The sequence below is a fragment of the Lentzea miocenica genome (genome assembly GCF_033949945.1).
Lineage (GTDB): Bacteria > Actinomycetota > Actinomycetes > Mycobacteriales > Pseudonocardiaceae > Lentzea > Lentzea miocenica.
On sequence record NZ_JAXAVW010000001.1, the window covers coordinates 313,320 to 334,647 of the forward strand.

A 21,328-nucleotide genomic window follows, 5' to 3' on the forward strand; every position below is an offset into this window, starting at 1 on the left:
GCGGCCGGGACGAATTCCGGAACTGTGAGAGCGTGGCCACAGTTCATTCCGCTTTTCACCCGATCGGGTGAAAAGTAGAGCAATGAACCCAAGACGGTCCCTTCCGGCTCTTCTTCCGCTCGTGCTCGCCGCGTCCTTCTTCGCGGTCGGCACGGCTGAGTCGGGGACACCGAAGCAGAGTCCCGTCAACGTCACGCCGAACGCGATCCGGTTCGACCCGCACGCGCCGAAGCTGGACGTGACCTATGGGAGCTCCGCGCTCGAACTGAAGTACGTCCGCAAGGACACGGCCGACCCGAACGGTTGCACGATCCGCAACCACGAGGAGACCGAGGAGGCGGAGGTCGAGCCCGGATCGGGTCACGTCACCGTCGCCGGCACCCGGTACGACCTGGTGCAGTTCCACTTCCACACGCCGTCCGAGCACCAGTTCGCCGGCCGCGACACCCCGCTGGAGATGCACCTCGTGCACCGCAGCGCGGAGGGCAAGCTGCTGGTGGTCGGCGTGCCGCTGGTCGTCGGCGGGCACTCCGTCGTGGACGACGTGCTGGCGAGGCTCTCGCCGGAGTGCGGTGCGCCGGTGGACATCGAGCCGATCGACCTCAACCGGTTGCTCCCGGTCGGGCACCACACGCTGCACTACACCGGGTCGCTCACCACGGCGCCGTTCACCGAGGGTGTCGAGTGGTACCTCACCGGCGAGCAGCACGTGTCGGCCGCGACGATCGCCCGGTTCAAGGGGCTGTTCACGGCGGGCAACGCCCGTGCGCCGCAGCCGCTGAACGGACGGACCTTCGTCGAGGTCCCGCGGATCTGATCCACCGCTGACGAGACAAGGCCGGTTCCCGCCGTGGGGCCGGCCTTCTCTCGTGGGTGGGCCCGCGTGACGCGCTTCACCGATTCAGGAGTCGCCTGCAATTGCCCGCGTGTGCAACTATTGCTCGCGCGGACAACCTACGACTTCAAGGATTGTGTGACATGCCTGTCGCTCTGCTCGCCCTCGCGATCAGCGCTTTCGCCATCGGCACGACCGAGTTCGTGATCATGGGTCTGCTCCCCGACGTGGCCACTGACCTGGGCGTTTCGATTCCCTCGGCGGGGCTGCTGATCTCCGGTTACGCGCTGGGTGTGGTGATCGGCGCGCCGGTGCTGACCGTCCTCGGTGGTCGCTTGCCCCGCAAGAAGATGCTGCTGGGCCTGATGGTGCTGTTCATCGTCGGCAACCTGGTCTCCGCGACGGCCGACACCTACGGCGTGCTGATGAGCGGACGGGTCGTCGCGGCGCTGGCGCACGGCGCGTTCTTCGGCGTCGGTTCGGTCGTCGCGGCTGATCTCGTCGCGCCCCAACGCAAGGCGAGCGCCATCGCGTTGATGTTCAGCGGTCTGACGTTGGCGAACGTGCTGGGCGTGCCGATGGGGACGGCGCTCGGTCAGGAACTGGGCTGGCGCTCGACGTTCTGGGCGGTGAGCGCGCTCGGTGTGATCGGCCTGCTCGGCATCCTGTTCCTGGTGCCGCAGCAGCAGGCGCAGGCCGGCAACCTGCGCGGTGAACTCGCCGTGTTCCGCAACCCGCAGGTGTGGCTCGCACTGCTGGTGACCGCGCTCGGGTTCGGTGGCGTGTTCGCGTCGTTCACCTACATCGCGCCGATGATGACTGAGGTCGCGGGCTTCTCTCCGGGTGCGGTGACGTGGTTGCTGGTGCTGTTCGGCGTGGGCGCGTTCGCGGGCAACCTGCTGGGCGGCAAGGCTTCCGACCGCTCGGTGATGAAGAGCCTGGTGGTCATCCTGGTCGCGCTGGCGGCAGTGCTCACGGCCTTCGTCTTCGCCGCGCACTCGCAGTGGGCCGCCGCGATCACCATCGCGCTGCTCGGTGTGGCCGGGTTCGCCACGGTGCCGCCGTTGCAGATGCGCGTCATGCAGGCCGCGGAGGGCGCGCCGGCGCTGGCGTCGGCGGCGAACATCGCGGCGTTCAACCTCGGCAACGCCGCCGGTGCGTGGCTCGGTGGTCTCGCGATCGGGAAGGGCCTCGGTTACACCGCTCCGAACTGGATCGGCGCGCTGCTCGTCGTCGGGAGTGTGGCGGTGGCGGTGGTTTCGGTGCTGCTCGGCCGTCGTGTGAGCAGGCGCACCGCCGCGGAGCCTTCTGAAGCGCGTCAGAAAGACCGTAAAATCGTTCCAGTAGCTAACTAGTCCGCAGCTGACCAGCACTGAGATCTGGGGCCACTCCTTGAACACCACCCGCGCCATGACCGCGCTCGCGCTCGGCGGGTTCGGCATCGGTACGACCGAGTTCGCGACGATGGGGCTGCTGCCCCAGATCGCGGAGACCTTCAAGATCCCCGACTACGAGGCCGGCCACGCCATCAGCCTCTACGCCGCCGGTGTCGTCGTCGGCGCGCCGCTGATCGCCGTGCTCGGCGCCAAGCTGCCGCGCAAGGGCATGTTGATCGGCCTGATGCTGGCCGTGGCGCTGGGCAACGGGTTGTCGGCGGCGGCTCAGGACAAGACCCTCCTGCTGCTCGCCCGGTTCGTGGCCGGGCTGCCGCACGGCGCGTTCTTCGGCATCGCGGCGGTTGTGGCGGCGACGCTCGTTGTTCCCGAACGACGGGGGACGGCGGTCGCGCGCGTGATGGTGGGACTGACCGTGGCGAACCTGGTGGGCGTACCGCTCGCGACGGCCGCGGGTCAGCAGATCGGCTGGCGGACCGCCTACCTCGCGGTCGCGGTGATCGCGATCATCACAGCCGTGGCGATCGCGGCCTGGGTGCCGCGGGTGCCGACAGTCGAGGGCGCGTCGATGAAGGGCGAGGTCCGCGCGTTCAAGCGGCCGACGGTGTGGTTCGCGATCTTCACCGGCATGATCGGCTTCGGCGGCATGTTCGCCGTCTACTCGTACGTCGCCCCGCTCACCACCGAGGTCGCAGGGCTGCCGGCGAGCGCGGTGCCGTGGATGCTCGCGGTGTTCGGGCTCGGCATGACGCTCGGCGCGACGTTCGGCGGGCGGTTCGTGGACCGGTCCTCGATGGGTTCGGTGTTCGGCGGTCTGATCGCGGTCTGCGTGATCCTGGTCCTGTTCGGACTGACCGCGTCCATCCCCGCGTTCATGTTCATCTTCTTGTTCCTGCTCGGGTTCGTCATCCAGATCCTGGCCGCCGCGCTGCAGATCCGGCTGATGGACGCCTCGCCGGACGCGCCGTCGCTCGCGGCCTCGTCGAACCACTCCTCGCTCAACGTCGCGAACGGCGCGGGCGCGTGGCTCGGTGGCCTGGCGATCGCCGCGGGCTGGGGTTACCCGTCCACGGCCTGGGTCGGTGTCGCACTGTCGTTGGCAGGCCTGGCGATCGCGGTCGCCTCGGTGCTCTACGAACGGCGCGCCTTGACGCGGGAGACCACGAACCAGCCGATGGCGATGGCCAGCGCGACCAGCACCGCCGTCGAGACCCATCCCAGGTAGCGGTCGACCAGCTCGTAGTTCTCGCCGAGCGCGTACCCGGCGAGGATCAGAGCGGTGTTCCACACCAGGCTGCCCGCCGCGGTGTAGAGCGTGAACTTCACGACCGGCATCCCGGACACCCCGGCCGGGATGGAGATCAGGCTCCGCACCACCGGCACCATCCGCCCGACGAACACGGCTTTGGTGCCGTGCTCGTCGAACCACGCATCCGCTTTGTCCACATCGGACACCTTCACGAACGGCACCCTGTCCGCGATCCGGCGCAACCGCTCCAGCCCGAGCCACGCGCCCAGGCCGTACAGGGCGAGCGCGCCGACGACCGAACCCGCGGTGGTCCACAGGATCGCGGCGATCAGCGAGATCTTGCCCTGGCCCGCGGTGAACCCGGCCAGCGGCAGGATCACCTCGCTCGGCACCGGCGGGAACACGTTCTCCAGCGCGACCGCCAGCCCCGCGCCGGGCGAGCCCAGCGCCTCCATCAGGCGCGTGATCCACTCCATGGTCGTCGAATTACCCGTTCTGCCCGGCCCCTCAACCCTCTCGCGAGCTTCCGCGCCCGCCGGGACCAGGCGGGGACCGGTTATGAGGAACGATCGCGATTCCAACCGAACTAATCCGATGAATCTTGTCACTCGTCGTCAAGTTCGGTCACTTTCGTTGACATCGCAGGTCGAGACCTCCTACCTTCGACGGCGTAAAGAGGCATCGCTCCGCCGCCCGATGTGCTCCCCCTGTCGTACGCCGCCAGGAAGGACGCGCCGAACGATGGAATCGCGCATCACCCGCAGGGCCGCGCTCACTGCCGCAGCCCTGATGCTCGTCACCGTGAGTCCCGCGCACGCGGCACCCGCGTGGAGCCCGAACCCCGCGACCGACGGCCTCAAGGCGTTCGAGGGCATCGAGGTCGACCGCGGCAACAAGTTCCCCGACCGCAAGGGCAAGTACATCGTCGTGCAGGGCGATCACTACCGGTTCAACATCTGGAAGAACGACCGCGACACGACCGGTGGCGGTGACCGCCAGCGCACCGAGTCCAAGGGCATGGTGAGCAACGGCAGCGCCATCAAGATGAAGAACGGCGAGACTTGGGTCATCTCGTACGAGATGTACATGCCGTCATCACTGCACGGCACGAGCAAGTTCACGCACATCTTCCAGACCAAGACGCCCTCGACCAACGGTGGGCCGTGGACGACCCTGTCGTTGAGCCGCAGCGGTAGCACCGAAACGATCCGGGCGCGCGCGTTCAGCACGTCCGGTGCGCCGGACATCGCTTCGACCAACCTGGCGCCGTTGCGCGACAAGTGGGTCACTGTCGAGTGGACGATCACGCCGGGTTCCAGCGGCACGGTCGGTTTCGTGCTCCGCAACGGCACGGGTGCCAACGCGCCGATCGCGGTGCAGGGCAAGCGGTCCGGTGTGCGGATCCCGGACGAGGGTGACTACGTCCGGCCGAAGTGGGGCATCTACCGCTCGGTCGAGAGCGCCTCGTCGGACATCCTCGACACCTACATCAACTTCCGGAACTACACGGCCACCAAGAAGTAGAACGTGGGTCGGGTGGCCCGCTGATCGCCCGCAGGTCTACCGTTGTTCGCCTTCACTTCCCCGTGGGAAGCAGACTCGGAGGTCAACGGTGCGAGGCGCGATCGCGGCGGGCCACCCGCTCACCGCACAGGCGGGCGCGGCGATGCTGCGCGCCGGTGGGAACGCCGTGGACGCGGCCGTCGCGGCGATGCTGACGTCCTGCGTCACCGAGCCGTTGCTGACCGGGCTGGGCGCCGCCGGGTACATGATGATCGCTCCGGCAGGCGGTACCCCTGTGCTGCTGGACTTCTCGGCCGAGGCACCCGGCCGCGGCGCCACCGGCGCCAGGGCTCCGCTCGACCCCATCACCGTCCACTTCGGTGACGCGCAGCAGGAATTCCACGTGGGACCGTCATCGGTCGCCGCGTTCGGCATGCCCGCCGGTGCCGCGATTGCCGCCACCTACGGCCGTGCACCGCTGCACGAACTCGTGACCGCCGCGGCGACGCACGCCCGTGAAGGCCATCGGGTGAACCGGTACCAGGCGTACGTCACCTCGTTGCTGCTGCCGCTCGCCCACAGCGCGGGCCTGAACGCGTTCGAGGAAGGCGAAATCCTCGTCCAGCCCGAAGTCGCCGACGCCCTCGAACGGCTCGGCAACGACGGCGCGGCGCCGTTCTACACCGGCGACATCGCGGCCGCGATCGCCGACACGATCAGCGCGAACGGCGGCGACCTCAGCCGCGCCGACCTGGCTGCCTACGAAGTGGTCGAGCGGGAACCCCTGCACGTGCGGCACCGCGGCCGTGACATCCACACGAACCCACCACCCGCGGCGGGCGGTGCGTTGCTCACGCAGATGCTGGAAGCGTTGCCGGACAACCCGTCGCAACAAGACCTGATCCGCGCGCTGGCGACCCCGAAGGCGCACCTGAACCGCCTCGGCTCCACCACGCACATCTCGGTGCTCGACGCCGACGGCAACGCCTGCTCGGTCACCACCACGAACGGCGCGGGCTCGGGGATCTCGATCGCCGGCGTGCACCTGAACAACATGATGGGGGAGGAGGACCTGTCGCCCGACGGGTTCTTCAGCCACGCGCCCGGCGACCGGCTGCCGTCGATGATGGCGCCGACCGTCGTCACGAACCACGGCGGCGCGGAACTCGTGCTCGGCAGCGCGGGGTCGAGCCGGATCTGCGGCGCGATCCTCCAGGTGCTCGTGAACGTCCTCGACCGCGGCATGCCCGCCCAGGACGCCGTCGACGCGCCCCGGATGCACCTCAGCGGGGACCACCTCCACGTCGAACCGGGAATTCGACCGGAAAGCGAGCTCCCGGTGACCTTCTTCCGGGCGCCGAACATGTTCTTCGGCGGCTGCCAGGTGGTCGAAATGACCGGATCAGGCCTGCTCAGAGGTGGTGCAGATCACCGCAGGGACGGTGCGGTCCTCGTTGTGTGAGACTTTGCCCGCATAATGAGATATCTGGTTTCCTGATTGATCGCTCAACGAGCACGATGGACCGGTGACGGCACTCAGCGAGAGAAGATCCTCGCCGCTCCTGTCCCGTACGTTCCTCCAACTCTCCGCGATCAGCGTCGTGACCGGCGTGTCGATGGCGTTCGCGTTGCCGTTCAACTCGCTGTTCCTCACCAGCGAGATCAAGGTGACGCCGTTCCAGCTCGGCTTCTTCCTGATCGTCAGCCCGCTCGCGATGGTCGCCGCCAGCACGATCATGGGCAGGCTGTCCGACGGCCGGGTGCAGCGCCGGTACATGCTCGCGGTGGGCGGTGTCGCCGGAGCGATCGGCTACGGCCTGTTCGCGGTGCTGCGCGACTACTGGTTCCTGCTCGGCACGTCGGTGATCTTCATCGCGATCACGGGATCGTTGCTGCCGCAGCTCTTCGCGTACGGCCGTCAGGTCTCACAAGGACCGTCGATGGTCGTCAGCGTCCTGCGCACGCTGCTCTCCGTCGCCTGGGTCGCCGGACCGCCGGTCGCCGCGCTGCTCGTCGCGAAGACCGGCTGGGTCGGGCTCTTCGCCTCCACCGCCGCACTTCTGCTCGGTGTCGCGGTGCTGGCCCTCACGCTTCCCGTGCCGCCCGCGGCGCCCGTGGAGGACGAGGTCGAGGAGGTGGCCGGGCAGGCGCGCGGCAACATGCCGGTCGTCTCGGCCGCGTTCGTGTTCCTGCAGGGTGCCGTCGCGCTCGCGGTGGGCGGCCTGCCGTTGTTCATCACGACCGAGCTGAACGGCACCGCGGGTGACGCGGGGCTCGCGATGGGTCTGTGCGCGGCGCTGGAGATCCCGATGATGCTGTGGTTCGGCTCGCTGGCGAACCGGATGTCGCAGCATAAGCTCGTGGTCATCGGTGCGGCGATCTCGTTGAGCTACCACGGCCTGATGGTGTTCACCGACTCCGTGTGGCAGGTGATGAGCGCGCAGCTGCTGCACGCCACCGTCATCTCGTTGGTCATGGGCGTGGGCATCACCTACTTCCAGAGCCTCGACCCCGGCCGGCCCGGCCACGCCACGACGATGTTCAGCAACACCCAGATCGTCGGCGGCATGGTCGCCGGCGCGTTGCTCGGCGTGTCCCAGCAGCTGGGGTTCCGCTGGGTCTACGGCTTCAGCTTCACGATGTGCGTGCTGGGGCTCGCGCTCCTGCTGGTCGCGGGCAGGCTCACTGGATCGTCGAGGCGGTGACCTTCGGCTTTTCTCCCACGCCGAGGTAGAAGATCCCCTTGATGGTCTCGAAGCCGAGGCTGGGGTTGCGGCGCAGCGTGGAGCTCTCGACGGACATCGAGCCGGACTTGTCGTTGCTGACGAAGAACACCGCGCCGCCGCCCTCGTTGGCGGTGTTGTCCTCGATCAGCGACCCCGCGACCCGCAGCGTGAACGTGTTGCCGTCGTTGTAGATCGCGCCACCGCTGCCGCCACCCGGCGTGCCGCCGCGCGCCGGGTTCGCCCCTTTGCCGATGGCCTTGTTGCCCTTCATCAGGCTGTTGAGCACCACCCACGACGCGCCGATGCTGCTCAACGCACCGCCGTTGGAGCACACGCCACCCTCGAACGTGCTGCTGGTGATGTAGACGGGCACCTTGTCGGCCCAGTCGGTCACCCGGATCGCGGCCCCGCCGAGGTCCGGGCCGTTGGTGTCGCACTTGTTGCCGGCGAAGCGGGAGTTCACGACCTTGAGCTGACCACCGCGCACCATGATCGCGCCGCCGCCCCCGCCGTCGGCCGTGTCGCCCGTCGAGTTGCCGTCGGCGAGGGTGATGTTCTGGACCACCAGCCTCGGCGCGTTGTGGTCGAGCACCCGGCGCTGTCCCTGGCCGCTCAACGTGATCCGGCCGCCGCCGTCGAGGACGGTCTTCGCGCGGACCTTCGCGGTCGCGGCCATGGGGATGGTGAACGGGTTCGGCCCGCAGTCGAAGGTGATGACCCCGCCGGCGGCGAGCGCGTCGACCACGGCCTGCGAGGTGCAGGACGCGGGAGCGCCGGTGCCGACCACGCGGGTGGGCTTGGAGGTGTCCTCGGCGGCGGCTTCGGGTGGCACGGCGGCGCCACCGTTCGGGTTGCCGAACTTCGCGACGGGAGGAGGTGGGGGCGGCGGAGCGGGCGGCGGGGGAGCGGCACTGCTGTTCGGCGGTGGAGTCGTCGTCACGACGGTGACGGTCTGCGACGTCGACGTCGTGGGCAGTTGCGGGGCGGCGACGGGATTTCCCTGGACGGCCGTGCCGCAACCCGCCACGAGGGCGGCCAGCAGCACGACGACCTGTCTACCTGACATGGGTCGGCACCCTAAGCGGCGCAGGGAGCCTTGGCTACCGCCGCTTCGGCCAGTGGGATCGCGTCCTGCGGAAGCCTCGCGACCGCCGCTTCGGCCAACTCGATCGCGCCAGGGCACAGCGTCGACGGATCGGCGACGTCCTTGTCCCCCACTGCCGGGCCTCGTCCGCGAGGAGGTCGGCGAACCCGCCGGGAACGCGCTGAACGACAACCTGATGCGGGAACTCGTCCTGTCGACGACGCTCGTGCCGCCAGATCTCGCGTTGATCGACGCCCTCTCCTGAACCGGTTCCGCTGCTCTGAAACGCTGCGAGATCAACGCGTTCTGCAGGTGTTTCCCGACTGTGACCCGCGTACCGGAACAAGATCCGGTTTTTTCGGCCCGGCGAGGCTGGTGTCCGCAGGTGCGGGACGGTGCTTAGCCTGACTCACGAGTCAGGAATGGGGGTCCGCCTGGTCCAGCGATTGTGACGGAACGTAGACGAAACGGCCTAACGGTCGACACAGCGTGCGGTGCATTGAGTTCAAACGACCCGTTCGCGAAAGAACCACGCGTTCGGGTGACCCTGTGGTGCTGGCACACTGCGCTCCGTGCCGACCCAGTTCCCCGACGAACCGACCGAGCGTCATCTGGCGCCCGACCCAGAGTTGATGGAGGCTGCCCGCGCCAGGGGCCGCGAACGATGGGCCGCGGCAGGCGATCTGCCGGCGCAGGAGGAGAAGCCGCCGCACCGTCCGCTCAACCGGCGCGTCGCCGTGATCGCCGCCGTCACCGCGCTCCTCGTCCTCACGGGAATCGCGGTCGTGACGTTCAGCAGCGGGTCCGGTGACGGCGGCACGGACATCGCCGCGCCCTCGCACAGCTACGTGCCCGGCCTCATCACGCCGCCGGAGGCGTTGCCGGAAGAGTCGAGCAACGTGAACTCGACGCTCGCGTCCTCGGCGCTGGGCCTCATCCCGACGACGACCACGCCGCAGGCCGCGCCACCGCCACCGGCCGGCAACGACACCGGCAACCGCGCTCCCGCTGGTGTCAAGTCGCTGACCATGGGGCCCGGTTGTGGCGGCTACAGCAACGTGGGCCTGTACCGCGACGGCCGCAAGGGCTGGGTCGACCACGGCGACGGCAAGTGCGGCTCGACGTTCGTGTCGATCCCGATGTCCGGCGACTCCCGCCGCGACGACGCCTCCGCCTACGGGCAGTGGACGTTCGCCATCTCCGGCACGTGCGACGTCTCCGTGCACGTCCCGAACGGCAACCTCGAGGAGGTCGGGGGTAACCCGACCGTGTACTACGTGTTCGACCGCAACGGCGTCGGCGGCACCCCGATGGCCTCGTTCGCGATCAAGCAGGTCGACAAGCGCGGCCAGTGGGTCAGCGCTGGCAAGTTCAAGTCCAGCGGAAACCTCACCGTGCAGCTGCTCACCCGTGGTCAGGACTGGAACAACTCCGGACCCACCTACGCCCATCACGCCGCGAGTGCCATCAAGGCAGACTGCACGGCGTGAGAGATCTCCATCTGGTCCGGCACGGCGAGGCGACGAAGGACGAGTCCAGGCTGACCGCACGCGGCCGGAAGCAGTCCGAGCTGCTCGCGGAACGGTTGCGCGGCACGGGTTTCGCGGCGGTGCACCACGGTCCGCTACCGCGTGCTGCCGAAACCGCGTCGATCCTCGCCGAGGTGCTGAAGGTGCCCTGCCGGGTCGAGGCGGCGGCCGATGACTTCGTGCCGCACTTCGTCCCCGAGCACGACGAGTTCTTCGACCAGTTCCCCGAGTCCGAACGCACTCGCGGGCCCGCACTGGCGCACGAGGCCGAGACGCGGTTCGCGCGCCCCGGCGACGGCCCGGTGCTGGTGGTGACCCACTCGTTCCTGATCAGCTGGCTGGTGCGGGACGCGCTGGACGCCCCGCCGGAGCGGTGGCTGACGCTGAACCACGACAACGCCGCGCTGACCGTGATCCGCTACCGGAGCGGCGAGTCGCCTGCCCTGGTGCGGTTCAACGACTCAGGCCACCTCAGCTCGCTCTGAGGGTGAGCAGGGTGATCTCGCTGGGCGCGAACACGCGCATCGGCGGGCCCCAGAAACCGGCGCCGCGGCTGGTGTAGAGCTGGGTGCGTTCGCTGTGCCTGCTCAGGCCGGCGACCACCGGCTGCTGCAACCGCACGAGGTAGTGGAACGGCCAGATCTGGCCGCCGTGCGTGTGCCCGGACAGCTGCAGGTCCACGCCCGCCTCGACGGCCTTCTTGATCTCCGACGGCTGGTGCGCGAGCAGCACGACCGGCGCGGTGCCGTCGGTGCCGCGCAGGGCCGTGGAGAGGTCGGCGGCGTGGCCGGGCTCGCCGGAGTGGCTGGCGGTGATGTCGTCGATGCCCGCGAACACCAGGCGGGCGTCGCCCTGCTCCAGCGTCACGTGCTCGTTGCGCAGCGCCTTCCAGCCCAGCCGCGTCATCAGGTCGATCCAGCCCTGCGCGTTCGAGTAGTACTCGTGGTTGCCGGTGATGTAGAAGCGGTGCTTCGTGTTGACGTCGCCGAGCGGGGTGGCCTGCTCCAGGCGCTGGTCGGCGGTGCCGTCCGCGATGTCACCGACGTGCACGGCGACGTCGGCGTTGAGCTTGTTGACCGCGTCGACCATGCCGCGTGACCACTTCGCGCGGTTGATGGCGCCGTAGTGGGTGTCGGTGATGACCGCGACGGTCAGGCCGTCGAACGCCGGGTCGAGGCGCGGGATCGTGACGTCCTGGCGCTTGATCCGCGGCACGCGCATGGCCTCGTAGACGCCGTAAACCGTGACCGCGGCGATGAGGACTGCGAGCAGGACCGCGATCAGGCGGGAGCGGAACGGGTTCTCGACGCCGCCGACGGCCAGGGCGAGCCTGAGCACGTCCGAGATCAGCGTCCAGACGAACGCGATCCAGACGAAGCCGAGCAGGAACTGGGAGATCCGCGCGGCGCGGTCGGAGTTCCGCTTCGTGAACAGCACGATCATGGAGATGGCAGCCGCGGCGAAGATGACCGCGGCGATCGGGCGAACCGGGTCGGGCCACTCCGCACTGGCCGCGAACAGGCCCTCGAACGGGACCCAGAACAGCAGTGTCGTGACCGTCAGGAGGACGAGCGTGAAGACCACCCGCCGTACCGTGATGCGGGGGCGGGCCGCGGTGGTCGTCATTCGTCCATCCTCCAGAGTCGCTGTCTCAAACCATCTCAACGCACGGACGGCTCTCTTTGTTCGCCCGGGATGCCGTAGACGTCCGTCACACGTGTTTTCGAGGCATTTCGCGGTGTGCGACGCAACCGGCGGCGCGACCGCGAGTCCTCATATCAGTACCGCCACAACCGCCTGACCGACGACATTAGAGTGGGCCACATGATCTTCTACACCGACGAGGAGAGCCGCACGCTGCGCACCGCCGTGTACGGCGCGATGCTGCTGGTCTCCCACGCCGACCCCGGCCCCGTGCTGGAGGAACGCTTCGCCGGCCTGCGTGCCCTGTCCAACCTGTCGCCCGACCTGCGCACCGTCCTGGGCGGCGCCCGCCCGTCCGTGCCCGCCGGGACCGACGAGGAGATCGAGCCGGTCATCCTGGAGGCCCTGCGCCGCACGATGAAGACCCTCACGGCCCGCTCGCCCGAGGACGCGGCGTCGTTCCCGCACGCCGTGCTGGCGATCTGCCGTGAGGTCGCGGAGGCCGACGGCGTCGTGGTGGACGCCGAGGACGCGATGGTCGCCCGCATCGAGGGTGCGCTCGCTCTCTAGTCCTGCTGGGACTAGCCTCCGGCCATGAGTGTGGACGTGCGGCCCGAGGTCGTCGTGCGGAGGCCGCGGGCCGAGGTCGCGGCCTACATGTTCGATCCCGCCCACGACCTCGCGTGGACAGGTGGAATCACCGCGTCGCGCCCTGATCAGACCGGGTTGCTGGTGCAGGGCGCCACGGTCGTGCGGACGGCGAAGTTCCTGGGGCGGACGTTCGACTACGGCTACGTGGTGACGGCGCACGAACCGGACCGGCTGATCGAGATGAAGGTCGAGAAGCCGTTTCCGATGACCGTGCGGTACGAGCTGGAGGACGTGCCGGGCGGGACGAACGTCGCGATCCGGGCAACGGGGTCGCCTGGCGGGTTCTTCGCGGTCGCGGAACCGTTGATGCGCTGGCAGGTGCGGCGCAGCATACGCGCGGATTTGGGTCGTCTCAAAAGAAACGTCGAAGCGGCTCACTAGACCGAACGGTCGATAGCGCGCGGCTCCTTCAGTGGCAGGCTGGATCTCGTAGGGGATCAACACTGGGGAGTGCCGCCGTCATGGAACTGTCGCGTCGTGAACTGCTGACTCGCACCGGCCAGGCCGCTGCCGTCGCCACCGCCGCGTCCACGCTGACCATCGGCACCGCCGAGGCGTCCGGCACCGGGGTGAAGCTGACGCAGGGCACCAACATCTCGGTGTCGCGGTCGCGGGACGGCAAGTGGCTGGCGATCGACCTCGTGACGGCGATCTGGGTGCTGCCGGCCGCGGGTGGGACGGCGCGCAAGCTGACCGACGAGCTGCAGGACGCCACGTTGCCGTCGTTCGGGCCGGGCGGCCAGATCGCGTTCCAGTCCTATCGGGACGGCAACTACCACCTGTACGTGATGGGGCTCGACGGCGGTGGTCTGAAGCAGCTCACGAGTGGCAGGTTCGACCACCGCGAGCCCGCGTTCTCGCCGGACGGCACGAAGATCGCGTTCGTCAGCGACCGGGCCGGAAGCTACGGCGTGCACGTGCTGGACGTGGCGACGAATGCGATCACTCAGCTCACCGGCGTGCCGGACGAGGCCGCGGCGCCGCAGTGGTCCGGTGACGGCACGCGGATCATCGTCACCGTCGGCAACGCCGCGGTCGACGTGGTGTCGTTGGACGGCAAGCGCGAGCGGCTCGTCACGGCGCCCGCGGGTGCGCAGCTGTTCGGCGCCGCGTTCGGTCCGGGTGACCAGCCGAGCTACACGCGGATGCGGCCCGGTCAGGCCGATCTGATGCTGGGTGCCACGGCGGTCGTCACCGGGCAGGACGTGTTCGGGTTCGCGCCGATCTGGGACGGCGACAGCGTGTTGTACACCGCCGACGGCGTCATCCGGTCGCGCTCCAGCGGGTCCACAAAGGACATTCCGTTCGAGGCGACGGTCCCGGTGCGCACGACGCGGCGGCCGCACCGCACGAAGAACCTCGTCGGCGGTGCGGTCAAGGGCATCGCGAGCCCGGTCGTGTCTCCGGACGGCAGGAAGATCGCCTTCCGGGCGTTGAACGCGATCTACCTGCTGAGCGACGGCAGGGCCAAGAAGATCACCAACGGCAGGTACTTCGACTCGGACCCGGACTTCTCGCCGGACGGCACGAAGCTGATCTACGCCAGCGACCGCACCGGCGTCGCGCAGCTGCGGGTCCGCGACCTGAACACGGGCGACGACAAGGTGTTCGCGCTGGCGCCGCACGCGCAGCTCATGCCGCGGTACTCGCCGGACGGCACCAGGGTCGCCTACCTCGACCAGGACGGCCAGCTGTGGATCGCGGACCAGCAGGGCCGCCGGCAGGTCACGCCGACGCTGTTCCAGCCGGGCAGGCCGACCTGGTCGAAGGACGGGAACACGGTCGCCCTCGCCGCGGTGAAGCCGTTCTCGCGCCGGTTCCGCGAAGGCACCAGCCAGGTCCTGAGCGTCGACCTGGTCAGCGGCGAGCTCAAGTACACCGAGCCCATGCCGTTCCGCTCGATCGCGACGCGCGGCGACGACGGCCCGGTGTGGTCGCCGGACGGCAAGCACATCGCGTTCGTCGTGGAGAGCGTCGCGTGGGTCGTTCCGGTGGACGCCAAGGGAACCTTCCTCGGCGAACCGCGCCAGGTGACCCGCGAGTTCACCGACTCGCTGGCGTGGCAGGGCAACGACGCGTTGGTGTACCTGAACAACGGCAGACTGCGAAGGTCCACACTGGACGGCAGGCCCACGACGATCCGGCACGACCTGAGCTGGCGCAGGCCGCAGGCGCCTGAGCGCAAGGTGATCCGCGTCGGCGCCTACTGGGACGGCGAGGCGCACGAGCTCAAGCGCAACGTCGACATCGTCGTGGAGAACGGTGCGGTCAAGGAGATCCGGCCGCAGCACGGCCGCGCCGACGTCGACGCCTCGGGCCTGACCGCGATCCCCGGCCTGATCGACGCCCACAACCACTGGCACCTGCGCGGCCGCCAGTGGGGTGCGCGCCAGGGCCTGGTGTGGCTGGCCTACGGCATCACGACGGTCCGTTCACCCGGCGACCCGGTCTACCAGATGGTCGAGACCCGCGAGGCGCTCGCCGCGGGATCCCTTGTCGGGCCGCGGTTCTACGCGACCGGTGAAGCCGTCGACGGTTCCCGCGTCTACTACAACTTCATGCGCCCGACGCTCAACAAGGCCCAGCTCGACCTCGAACTGCGCCGCGCCCACGAGCTCGACTACGACATGATCAAGACCTATGTGCGCCTGCCGGTCGAACTGCAACGCGCGGCCGTGCAGCGATCGCAGGTCCCGCTGTCCTCGCACTACCTGTACCCGGCGGCCAACATCGGCATGGACGGCATGGAACACGTCGGTGCCACCAACCGCCTCGGCTACTCCCACACCATCACCCGCCAGGGCCGCGCGTACCAGGACGTGGTCGCGCTCTTCACCAGCTCCGGCATGTCGATGACACCGACGCTGTTCCACTCGCGCGCCTTGTACGACAAGGACAAGTCGCTCGCCACCGACGAACGCACCCGCGTGCTCTACCCGCCGTGGGAGTACGAGCGGAACCTGGCCGACGCCAACAACCAGGGCACCCCGGCCGGCACCTCGTCCCGCGCGATCCTGCGCGGCTGGGTCGAGTTCGCCCTGAAGGTCCACCGCGGTGGCGGCCTCGTCATCTGCGGCACCGACGCACCACTCGACAGCCCCGCCACCGCCACGCACATGAACCTGCGCGCACTCGTCGAATACGGCTTCACCCCACGGGAAGCGCTCATCACCGCCACCCGCAACCCGGCCAAGTGGCTGGGCCTGCCCCTCGGCACGATCCGCGCGGGCGCACCCGCGGACATCGCGTTCGTCGAGGGCGACCCGCTCACCGACATCAGGGCGGCGGCGAACGTCAAGCAGGTCATGGTCGGCGGACAGCTCCACCGCGTCGGGGACCTGCTGGAGCCGTACCGCGGCGAGCAGCCGACCTTCGGCGCCTACGCCGCGGACCTGCCGGCCCTGCCGTCAGCCGAGAACAAGCACTGGTGGCACGAACCGGAGTGGGCGGAACGCGTCTGCTGCGACCACTGAGCACCTGGCTAGAAGTCCTGTCCGGAACCTCAGCGACCCGTTGGCGCCGAGAGCGTCTGCAAGTACCACCAACTCTTGATCGAATCGCCGTCAACTACACCCGACCTGTTCCGCATCCCGCAGCACCGGCACCAGGTTCTCGGGCCCGAAACGCCCCGTTGGTAGTAGAAAGATGCCTGTTGATGTTGAGTTGGTGGTACTTGCAGACGCCATCGGGCCCGACGCCGAACCGCCCCGCGAGTAACGGACAAGACTTCAGGCAGCCTGCTTAGGGCCACGGCACCAGGCCAGGTCCGGCCGGAACGCGAAGGACAGCTCCTGGAGCAGCCAGCCGAACCGGTGACCACGTGCGCGCTCCTGGTCGCTCATCCGGCCACGTGCGCTGTTGAGCGACCTGCTCGCGCGCCGTGACAGCGTGGACCACTCGCGCACGTGTTGTCCCAGCTCGCTTTCCGGCGTCACGACGACGTGCTCGCCGCGCCGGGCCGCCGCCAGTGTCTCGACCAGACCGGGCGTCCGCGCCAGGTCCAGTTCCGCGATGATCTCCTCGGCGGTGTGCTCGGAGGGGGAACCGGATGGACGGTGGCGGCTGAACCAGTGGTCGAAGTGCATGCTCGGCAACGGCGCGACGAGCTGGCCGAACGTCGGCGCGACCCCGGTGATCAGCTCGGCCAGCCGCAACGCGCCGCTGATGCCGGCATCGTGCTCGCCCTCCTCGTCGTCGGGGTCGAACCCCGCCTCGCGCATCAGGCCGAGCAACCGTTCGGTGTCCGCGCCGTAGTGCACGGGCGGGTAGTTCACGTCGAAGCCGCCGACGAGCGTGCCGTCCACAGCGTGGTTGAAGCTCGACGTCGCGTAGTCGTGCCGTGACAGCGAAACAGCTTCAGTGCCCCGCGACAACGCGACGGTCAGGTGCGCCAGCCAGAACCCCGTCGGCTGGACGAGCACCATCCACTCGCCGAGCGCCAGCGCGCAGACCACTTCCGGGTAGCCGTCGTCGAAGTTGCGCAGCGCGCAGATCTGCTCCGGTGTGCGCTCGGCCAGGGTGTCCGGCAGGCCGCCGATCCGCCGCATTGCTTCGAGAGGTTCGACGTCGCGGACGAACGCGAGCGAGAAGATCTCGCCCAGGAACGGCTGTTCGCCGGGATGGGCGTCAGCCCAGGAATGGTCGCGCATGTGATCCCCCAAGGCTCGCCGGTCCAGCGCCGCGCGTCGAAGAACAGCCCGAGCCTGGCGCGTTGGGCCCACCATAAATGATCTGCACACACCACAGGGGTCGTGACACGATCGTGCCATGACAGCGTTCGCGACCCCAGAAGACATCGCCCACCGCACCGACGCCGCCAAAGAAGCAGCCGTGGCCGCGGGTCGCGAACTAGGTCTCGAGATCACCGAGGGCAAGGTCCTCTACGAACTCTTCTCCGTGGTCGTGCACCTCGCGCCATCCCCGGTGGTGGCCCGGATCCCGACCGTCCTCCCGCACACGACCACCCTGGCAGATCTGGCCAAGCGCCAGCAGCAGGAGCTGGACGTGGCGCAGTGGCTGCACGACCAGGGCACCCCGGTCATCCCACCGAGCCCACTGCTGGAGCGCAAACCGGTCCAGAAGAACGGCTTCTCGATGACCTTCTGGCCGTTCACCGACGAGGACAAGACCAAGGAACCGGACTACGTCAAGAACTCCGAGCTCACCGCGGACCTCCACAAGGCCCTGAAGAACTACCTGGGCGAACTGGACTTCCTGTCCTCGGCGGAACCGAGGTTCGTGACGGAGGCGCTCGACAGGCTCGACAACAGCCCGGACATCGTCGACCCGCAGGACCTCGCCAGGGCCAAGCAGGAATGGCAGGTCCTCGAACCGCTCGTCAGCGACGAAAACGCGTTCCGGAAGGCGTTTCCGAACGTCGACCTGCAGCCGATCCACGGCGACTCGCCGCCCGCGAACATCTTCGCGAGCACGAACGGCCCGTTGTTCTCCGACTTCGAGCTCATCACGCGCGGCCCGGTCGAGTGGGATCTCGGCGGCCTCGGCCTGGAGCTCGAAGCCGCCTACGACCGCGGTGCCGCCAGGAACGACCTGCGGCCGCTCGACAAGGACGTCCTCAGGTTCGTCAACTCGGTCGGCGCGATCCGGGTGATCGCCTACCTGTCGTGTGCGGACCAGTTGCCCGCCATGGTCGAGTTCATGAAGCCGTTCATCAACCAGTGGCGGGACACCGACCCCTACGCGTGAGCGGCCGCGCGATCTCCCAGCCAGGCGACGATTTCCTCGGCGGGCAACGGCTCGCTGAGGAAATATCCCTGGACCACGTCACAACCGGCCTTGGCCAAGGCCGTCCAGGTGTCCTGGTCCTCCACGCCCTCGGCCACGGCCTGCAGGCCGAAGTTGCGGGCCAGGGCAACGAGAGCGTGCACGATCGCGCTGTCGCCGGCGTCGGTGCACATGTGCGTGACGAACGACCGATCGAGCTTCATCTCGTGCACCCGCATGCTCCGCAGGTACGAGATCGACGAGTACCCGGTGCCGAAGTCGTCGATGGACAGCCGCACGCCGAGCTCGGTCAGGCCGCGCAACACCTCCACCGCGCGGTCCGGGTCCGAGATGATCGCGGACTCGGTGATCTCCAGCGTCAGCAACCGCGCGGGCAGCCCGTGGCGCTTGATCAGGTCGGCCACGTCACCGGGGAACTCCGTGTGGTGCAGGCAGGCCGCGCCCACGTTCACCGACACCGGCACCTCCCAGCCCGCGTCCGACCACGCGCGGCACTGGCGCAGCGCGGCGTCGATGACGTAGCGGGTGAGCGGCTCGATGAGGCCGTTCTCCTCGGCGATCGGGATGAACTCGTCGGGACGCACGAGTCCGCGCGTCGGGTGCTGCCAGCGGGCCAATGCCTCGACGCCGCACACCGCGCCCGTGTCGGCCAGGGCCTTGGGCTGGTAGTGGAGGAACAGCTCGCCGCGGTCGATCGCGTGCCGCAGCTCGGTCACGGCGGTCAGGTGTGCGGCGCCGCGTTCGTGCAGGCGTGCGTCGTACACGGCCACACCGGACTTCTCGCGCTTCGCGGCGTACATCGCGATGTCCGCGTGCCGCAGCAGTTCGTGGCCGTCACCTGAGTCGGACGGGCACAGCGCCACACCGACGCTGCCCGCGATCTCCAGCTCCAGACCCTCCAGCGTCACCGGCATGGCCAGGGCCTGCAGGATCTTCTCCGCCACCATGCCGGCGTTCTCGGCCGAGCCGACGCCGGGCAGCAGCACGGCGAACTCGTCGCCGCCCAGCCGTGCCACCAGGTCCGTGTCGCGCACAGCCCAGGAGAGGCGGTTCGCCACCTGGCGCAGCAGCAGGTCGCCGGAGTGGTGCCCGAGCGAGTCGTTGACCTCCTTGAACCTGTCCAGGTCCACGATCAGCAACGCCAGCGGCTCGTCCTTCTTGCGCGCCTTCACCACGGCCTGTTCCATCCGGCGCGCGAGCAGCGTCCGGTTGGCCAGACCGGTCAGGGCGTCGTGGTGGGCCTCGTGCTCGTTCTTCGCGGCCTGGCGCAGGATCTTGCGGCGGTGTCCCAGCAGGACCATGCCGAACAGTCCCACCAGGAACGCGTCCAGCACGAACGCCACGATCTGGGCGACGCGCAGCTGCGAGTTCTTCTCGTCGGCCGCGCTCAGGTACTCGGTGGTGTCGAGCCGCTGGGCGCCGATCGTCGAGGAGATCTGGCGGCGCAACGACGAGTGCGCGAGCCCCGCCTGGTCGGCCTGCAACGGGTCCTGGCCTGCGATGACCTTGCGCAGGATGTCCGTGGTCTGGTCGTAGAGGGGCAACAACCGTGCCGCGACCGCCATGTCGTTCGGCTGGCCCTGCGTGCGCAGCCACTCAAGCTCGTCGCGCGCGGAACCGACCGAGTTCTCCAACGGCTCGATGGTTTGCTCTGTGCGTGCGACCTGGATGTCGCGTAAGGCGTTGTCGGCGACGTTGATGTGCTCCAGCACGCGGCTCCACCGCTCACTGGAGTTGTTGAGCGCGCGGACGTGCGCGGTCGTCGCCTGCGCGCTGACGCTGCTCCACAGCGCCAGACCCGCGAGGGCGAGCAGCCCGAGCGTCAGCCCCACCGTGGCCACGCGTGCGGTGGCCCGGCCTTCCCAAAAGCTCACCGTGCCTGCTCCAACGGTCGCACCCAGCTCGCCGGATCCTCGACGAAGCTGTCGATCTGAGGCTGGAAGAAGTCCTTGCGCGCCTTCTCCGACTCCTGCCGGTGCAGGATCTGATCGAGGTTCGCGGTGGTCACCGTCAGCCCCGGCGTCTCGACCCAGCCCGCGGGCAGTGCCGCCGCACCTGTCGCGTGCCGGGCGAGCAACCAGCCCGCCACGGCGCCCTTGAGGTAGTGCTCCGGGGAGATCGTCGCCACCATCGCGCCGTCCCGCACCGCCTGCAACGTTCTCGGGTCGACCCCGAAACCGCCCACCAGCCACTTCGCCGACCTCTCGGTCCGTATCGCGGCGAGGTTGACCCCGTCGCAGTCGCCCGTTCCAACGAACGCCAGGGCGTTCGGGTTCGCTGCCACCAATCGCTGCCACGCGTCGCGATTCGCTTCGTCATCACGTTGCGTGTCGAACGGGCCCAGCACCAATACCCTCGGTAGTTTCTCGGCGAATCGACCCCGTAGTCCGTCGGCCCGGTCGTCGAACCCGGCGAGTCCCGGCGCGGTGTTTCCCACCACCACTGTTCCGGTCGCGTCCGGGGGCAATCGGCGCATCAACTCGTCAGCCAGCTTTTCGCCGAGTTCGTAGTTGTCGTTACCGACGTGCAGTTTCACCTTGGAACTCGCGGTGAGGCGCATGTCCACACCGACGACGGCGACGTGCTGGGTCAACGCCTCACCGATCGACGGTGCCATCAGCGCCGGTTCCGACGTGGCGACGGCGATTCCGCCTTTCGCCGCCATCGTCAAATCCCGGAACAACTCGACTTCCTTGTGCCCGTCCTGCCCCGGCGGGCCCGTCACGGTCGCGCTGACACCACCGATGCGGCCGACTCCTTCGTGAAAACCGCTGGTCATCTCCTGTGCGAAGGAACCGCCTGTGCGCTTGACCACGAAACCGACGTGCGGAAGCGCCTCCGACTTCGCGGCACCACCGCACCCGGATAACAGCACCAGACCCAGCAGCAGTGCCGCAGCTCGCATGGCGGCCGATGCTACATCGCTTGGTGCCAAATCGGGATAACGCCCAGCACTGTGCACAACAGA

General features: G+C 68.8%; 18 protein-coding genes. 12 read left to right on the forward strand and 6 right to left on the reverse strand.

Annotation, left to right across the window (positions count from 1 at the left end; translation table 11 throughout):
• Positions 1–82 precede the first annotated feature (82 nt).
• From SK803_RS01505 to SK803_RS01515, 3 genes are all read left to right on the forward strand, one after another.
• A complete protein-coding gene (locus SK803_RS01505) occupies positions 83–817 on the forward strand; it encodes a carbonic anhydrase family protein (RefSeq protein WP_319963863.1) in 735 nt (244 codons plus the stop codon).
• 161 nt (positions 818–978) lie between these two features.
• Complete coding sequence (locus tag SK803_RS01510; protein WP_319963864.1) at positions 979–2,190, forward strand: MFS transporter; 1,212 nt, start codon at positions 979–981, stop codon at positions 2,188–2,190.
• Positions 2,191–2,245: 55 nt separating this feature from the next.
• Positions 2,246–3,454, forward strand: coding sequence for an MFS transporter (locus tag SK803_RS01515; protein WP_319963865.1), 1,209 nt, complete (start codon positions 2,246–2,248; stop codon positions 3,452–3,454).
• Here the strand turns inward: SK803_RS01515 and SK803_RS01520 are convergent.
• The gene (locus SK803_RS01520) at positions 3,361–3,954 is read right to left on the reverse strand and encodes a DedA family protein (RefSeq protein ID WP_319963866.1); all 594 of its coding nucleotides are present in this window, start codon (positions 3,952–3,954) and stop codon (positions 3,361–3,363) included. The two genes, SK803_RS01515 and SK803_RS01520, sit on opposite strands and share 94 nt — an antisense overlap.
• 265 nt (positions 3,955–4,219) lie before the next feature.
• Between SK803_RS01520 and SK803_RS01525 the strand changes: the two genes are divergently transcribed.
• The 3 genes from SK803_RS01525 (at position 4,220) to SK803_RS01535 (ending at position 7,686) form a co-directional block, all read left to right on the forward strand.
• Positions 4,220–5,002, forward strand: a complete 783-nt coding sequence (locus SK803_RS01525) for a hypothetical protein (RefSeq protein ID WP_319963867.1) — start codon at positions 4,220–4,222, stop codon at positions 5,000–5,002.
• 88 nt (positions 5,003–5,090) lie between these two features.
• Complete coding sequence (locus SK803_RS01530; protein WP_319963868.1) at positions 5,091–6,443, forward strand: gamma-glutamyltransferase family protein; 1,353 nt, start codon at positions 5,091–5,093, stop codon at positions 6,441–6,443.
• A 64-nt stretch (positions 6,444–6,507) separates the two neighbouring features.
• Positions 6,508–7,686 carry a sugar efflux transporter gene (locus SK803_RS01535; RefSeq protein WP_319963869.1) on the forward strand — a complete coding sequence of 393 codons (1,179 nt, stop codon included), beginning with the start codon at positions 6,508–6,510 and terminating at the stop codon, positions 7,684–7,686.
• On the opposite strand, the gene SK803_RS01540 is transcribed toward SK803_RS01535, so the two are convergent.
• Positions 7,664–8,773 carry a hypothetical protein gene (locus SK803_RS01540; protein WP_319963870.1) on the reverse strand — a complete coding sequence of 370 codons (1,110 nt, stop codon included), beginning with the start codon at positions 8,771–8,773 and terminating at the stop codon, positions 7,664–7,666. The genes SK803_RS01535 and SK803_RS01540 overlap by 23 nt on opposite strands.
• Positions 8,774–9,363: 590 nt before the next feature.
• On the opposite strand from SK803_RS01540, the gene SK803_RS01545 reads away from it, so the two are divergent.
• Positions 9,364–10,281, forward strand: coding sequence for a hypothetical protein (locus SK803_RS01545; protein ID WP_319963871.1), 918 nt, complete (start codon positions 9,364–9,366; stop codon positions 10,279–10,281).
• Positions 10,278–10,805, forward strand: coding sequence for a histidine phosphatase family protein (locus SK803_RS01550; RefSeq protein ID WP_319963872.1), 528 nt, complete (start codon positions 10,278–10,280; stop codon positions 10,803–10,805). Before SK803_RS01545 ends, SK803_RS01550 begins: the two co-directional genes overlap by 4 nt.
• Here SK803_RS01550 and SK803_RS01555 read toward each other — a convergent pair.
• Entirely contained in the window at positions 10,792–11,946 is a 1,155-nt protein-coding gene (locus tag SK803_RS01555; RefSeq protein WP_319963873.1) for a metallophosphoesterase, read from the reverse strand. The two genes, SK803_RS01550 and SK803_RS01555, sit on opposite strands and share 14 nt — an antisense overlap.
• Before the next feature lie 198 nt (positions 11,947–12,144).
• Between SK803_RS01555 and SK803_RS01560 the strand changes: the two genes are divergently transcribed.
• The 3 genes from SK803_RS01560 to SK803_RS01570 all read left to right on the forward strand — a co-directional run bounded on the left by SK803_RS01560 (position 12,145) and on the right by SK803_RS01570 (position 16,088).
• Entirely contained in the window at positions 12,145–12,534 is a 390-nt protein-coding gene (locus SK803_RS01560; protein ID WP_319963874.1) for a hypothetical protein, read from the forward strand.
• Between the two features lie 24 nt (positions 12,535–12,558).
• Positions 12,559–12,996 carry an SRPBCC family protein gene (locus SK803_RS01565; RefSeq protein ID WP_319963875.1) on the forward strand — a complete coding sequence of 146 codons (438 nt, stop codon included), beginning with the start codon at positions 12,559–12,561 and terminating at the stop codon, positions 12,994–12,996.
• 80 nt (positions 12,997–13,076) lie between these two features.
• Positions 13,077–16,088 carry an amidohydrolase family protein gene (locus SK803_RS01570; protein ID WP_319963876.1) on the forward strand — a complete coding sequence of 1,004 codons (3,012 nt, stop codon included), beginning with the start codon at positions 13,077–13,079 and terminating at the stop codon, positions 16,086–16,088.
• Positions 16,089–16,343: 255 nt separating this feature from the next.
• Here SK803_RS01570 and SK803_RS01575 read toward each other — a convergent pair whose 3' ends face one another.
• Positions 16,344–17,264, reverse strand: a complete 921-nt coding sequence (locus SK803_RS01575) for a DUF6461 domain-containing protein (RefSeq protein WP_319963877.1) — start codon at positions 17,262–17,264, stop codon at positions 16,344–16,346.
• A gap of 118 nt (positions 17,265–17,382) precedes the next feature.
• Between SK803_RS01575 and SK803_RS01580 the strand changes: the two genes are divergently transcribed.
• Positions 17,383–18,321 carry a phosphotransferase gene (locus tag SK803_RS01580; RefSeq protein ID WP_319963878.1) on the forward strand — a complete coding sequence of 313 codons (939 nt, stop codon included), beginning with the start codon at positions 17,383–17,385 and terminating at the stop codon, positions 18,319–18,321.
• Here the strand turns inward: SK803_RS01580 and SK803_RS01585 are convergent.
• Both SK803_RS01585 and SK803_RS01590 read right to left on the reverse strand, forming a co-directional pair.
• Positions 18,312–20,234, reverse strand: a complete 1,923-nt coding sequence (locus SK803_RS01585; protein WP_319963879.1) for a putative bifunctional diguanylate cyclase/phosphodiesterase — start codon at positions 20,232–20,234, stop codon at positions 18,312–18,314. The genes SK803_RS01580 and SK803_RS01585 overlap by 10 nt on opposite strands.
• Positions 20,231–21,265 carry a sugar ABC transporter substrate-binding protein gene (locus tag SK803_RS01590; RefSeq protein WP_319963880.1) on the reverse strand — a complete coding sequence of 345 codons (1,035 nt, stop codon included), beginning with the start codon at positions 21,263–21,265 and terminating at the stop codon, positions 20,231–20,233. The genes SK803_RS01585 and SK803_RS01590 overlap by 4 nt, the downstream gene beginning before the upstream one ends.
• Between the last annotated feature and the right edge of the window lie 63 nt (positions 21,266–21,328).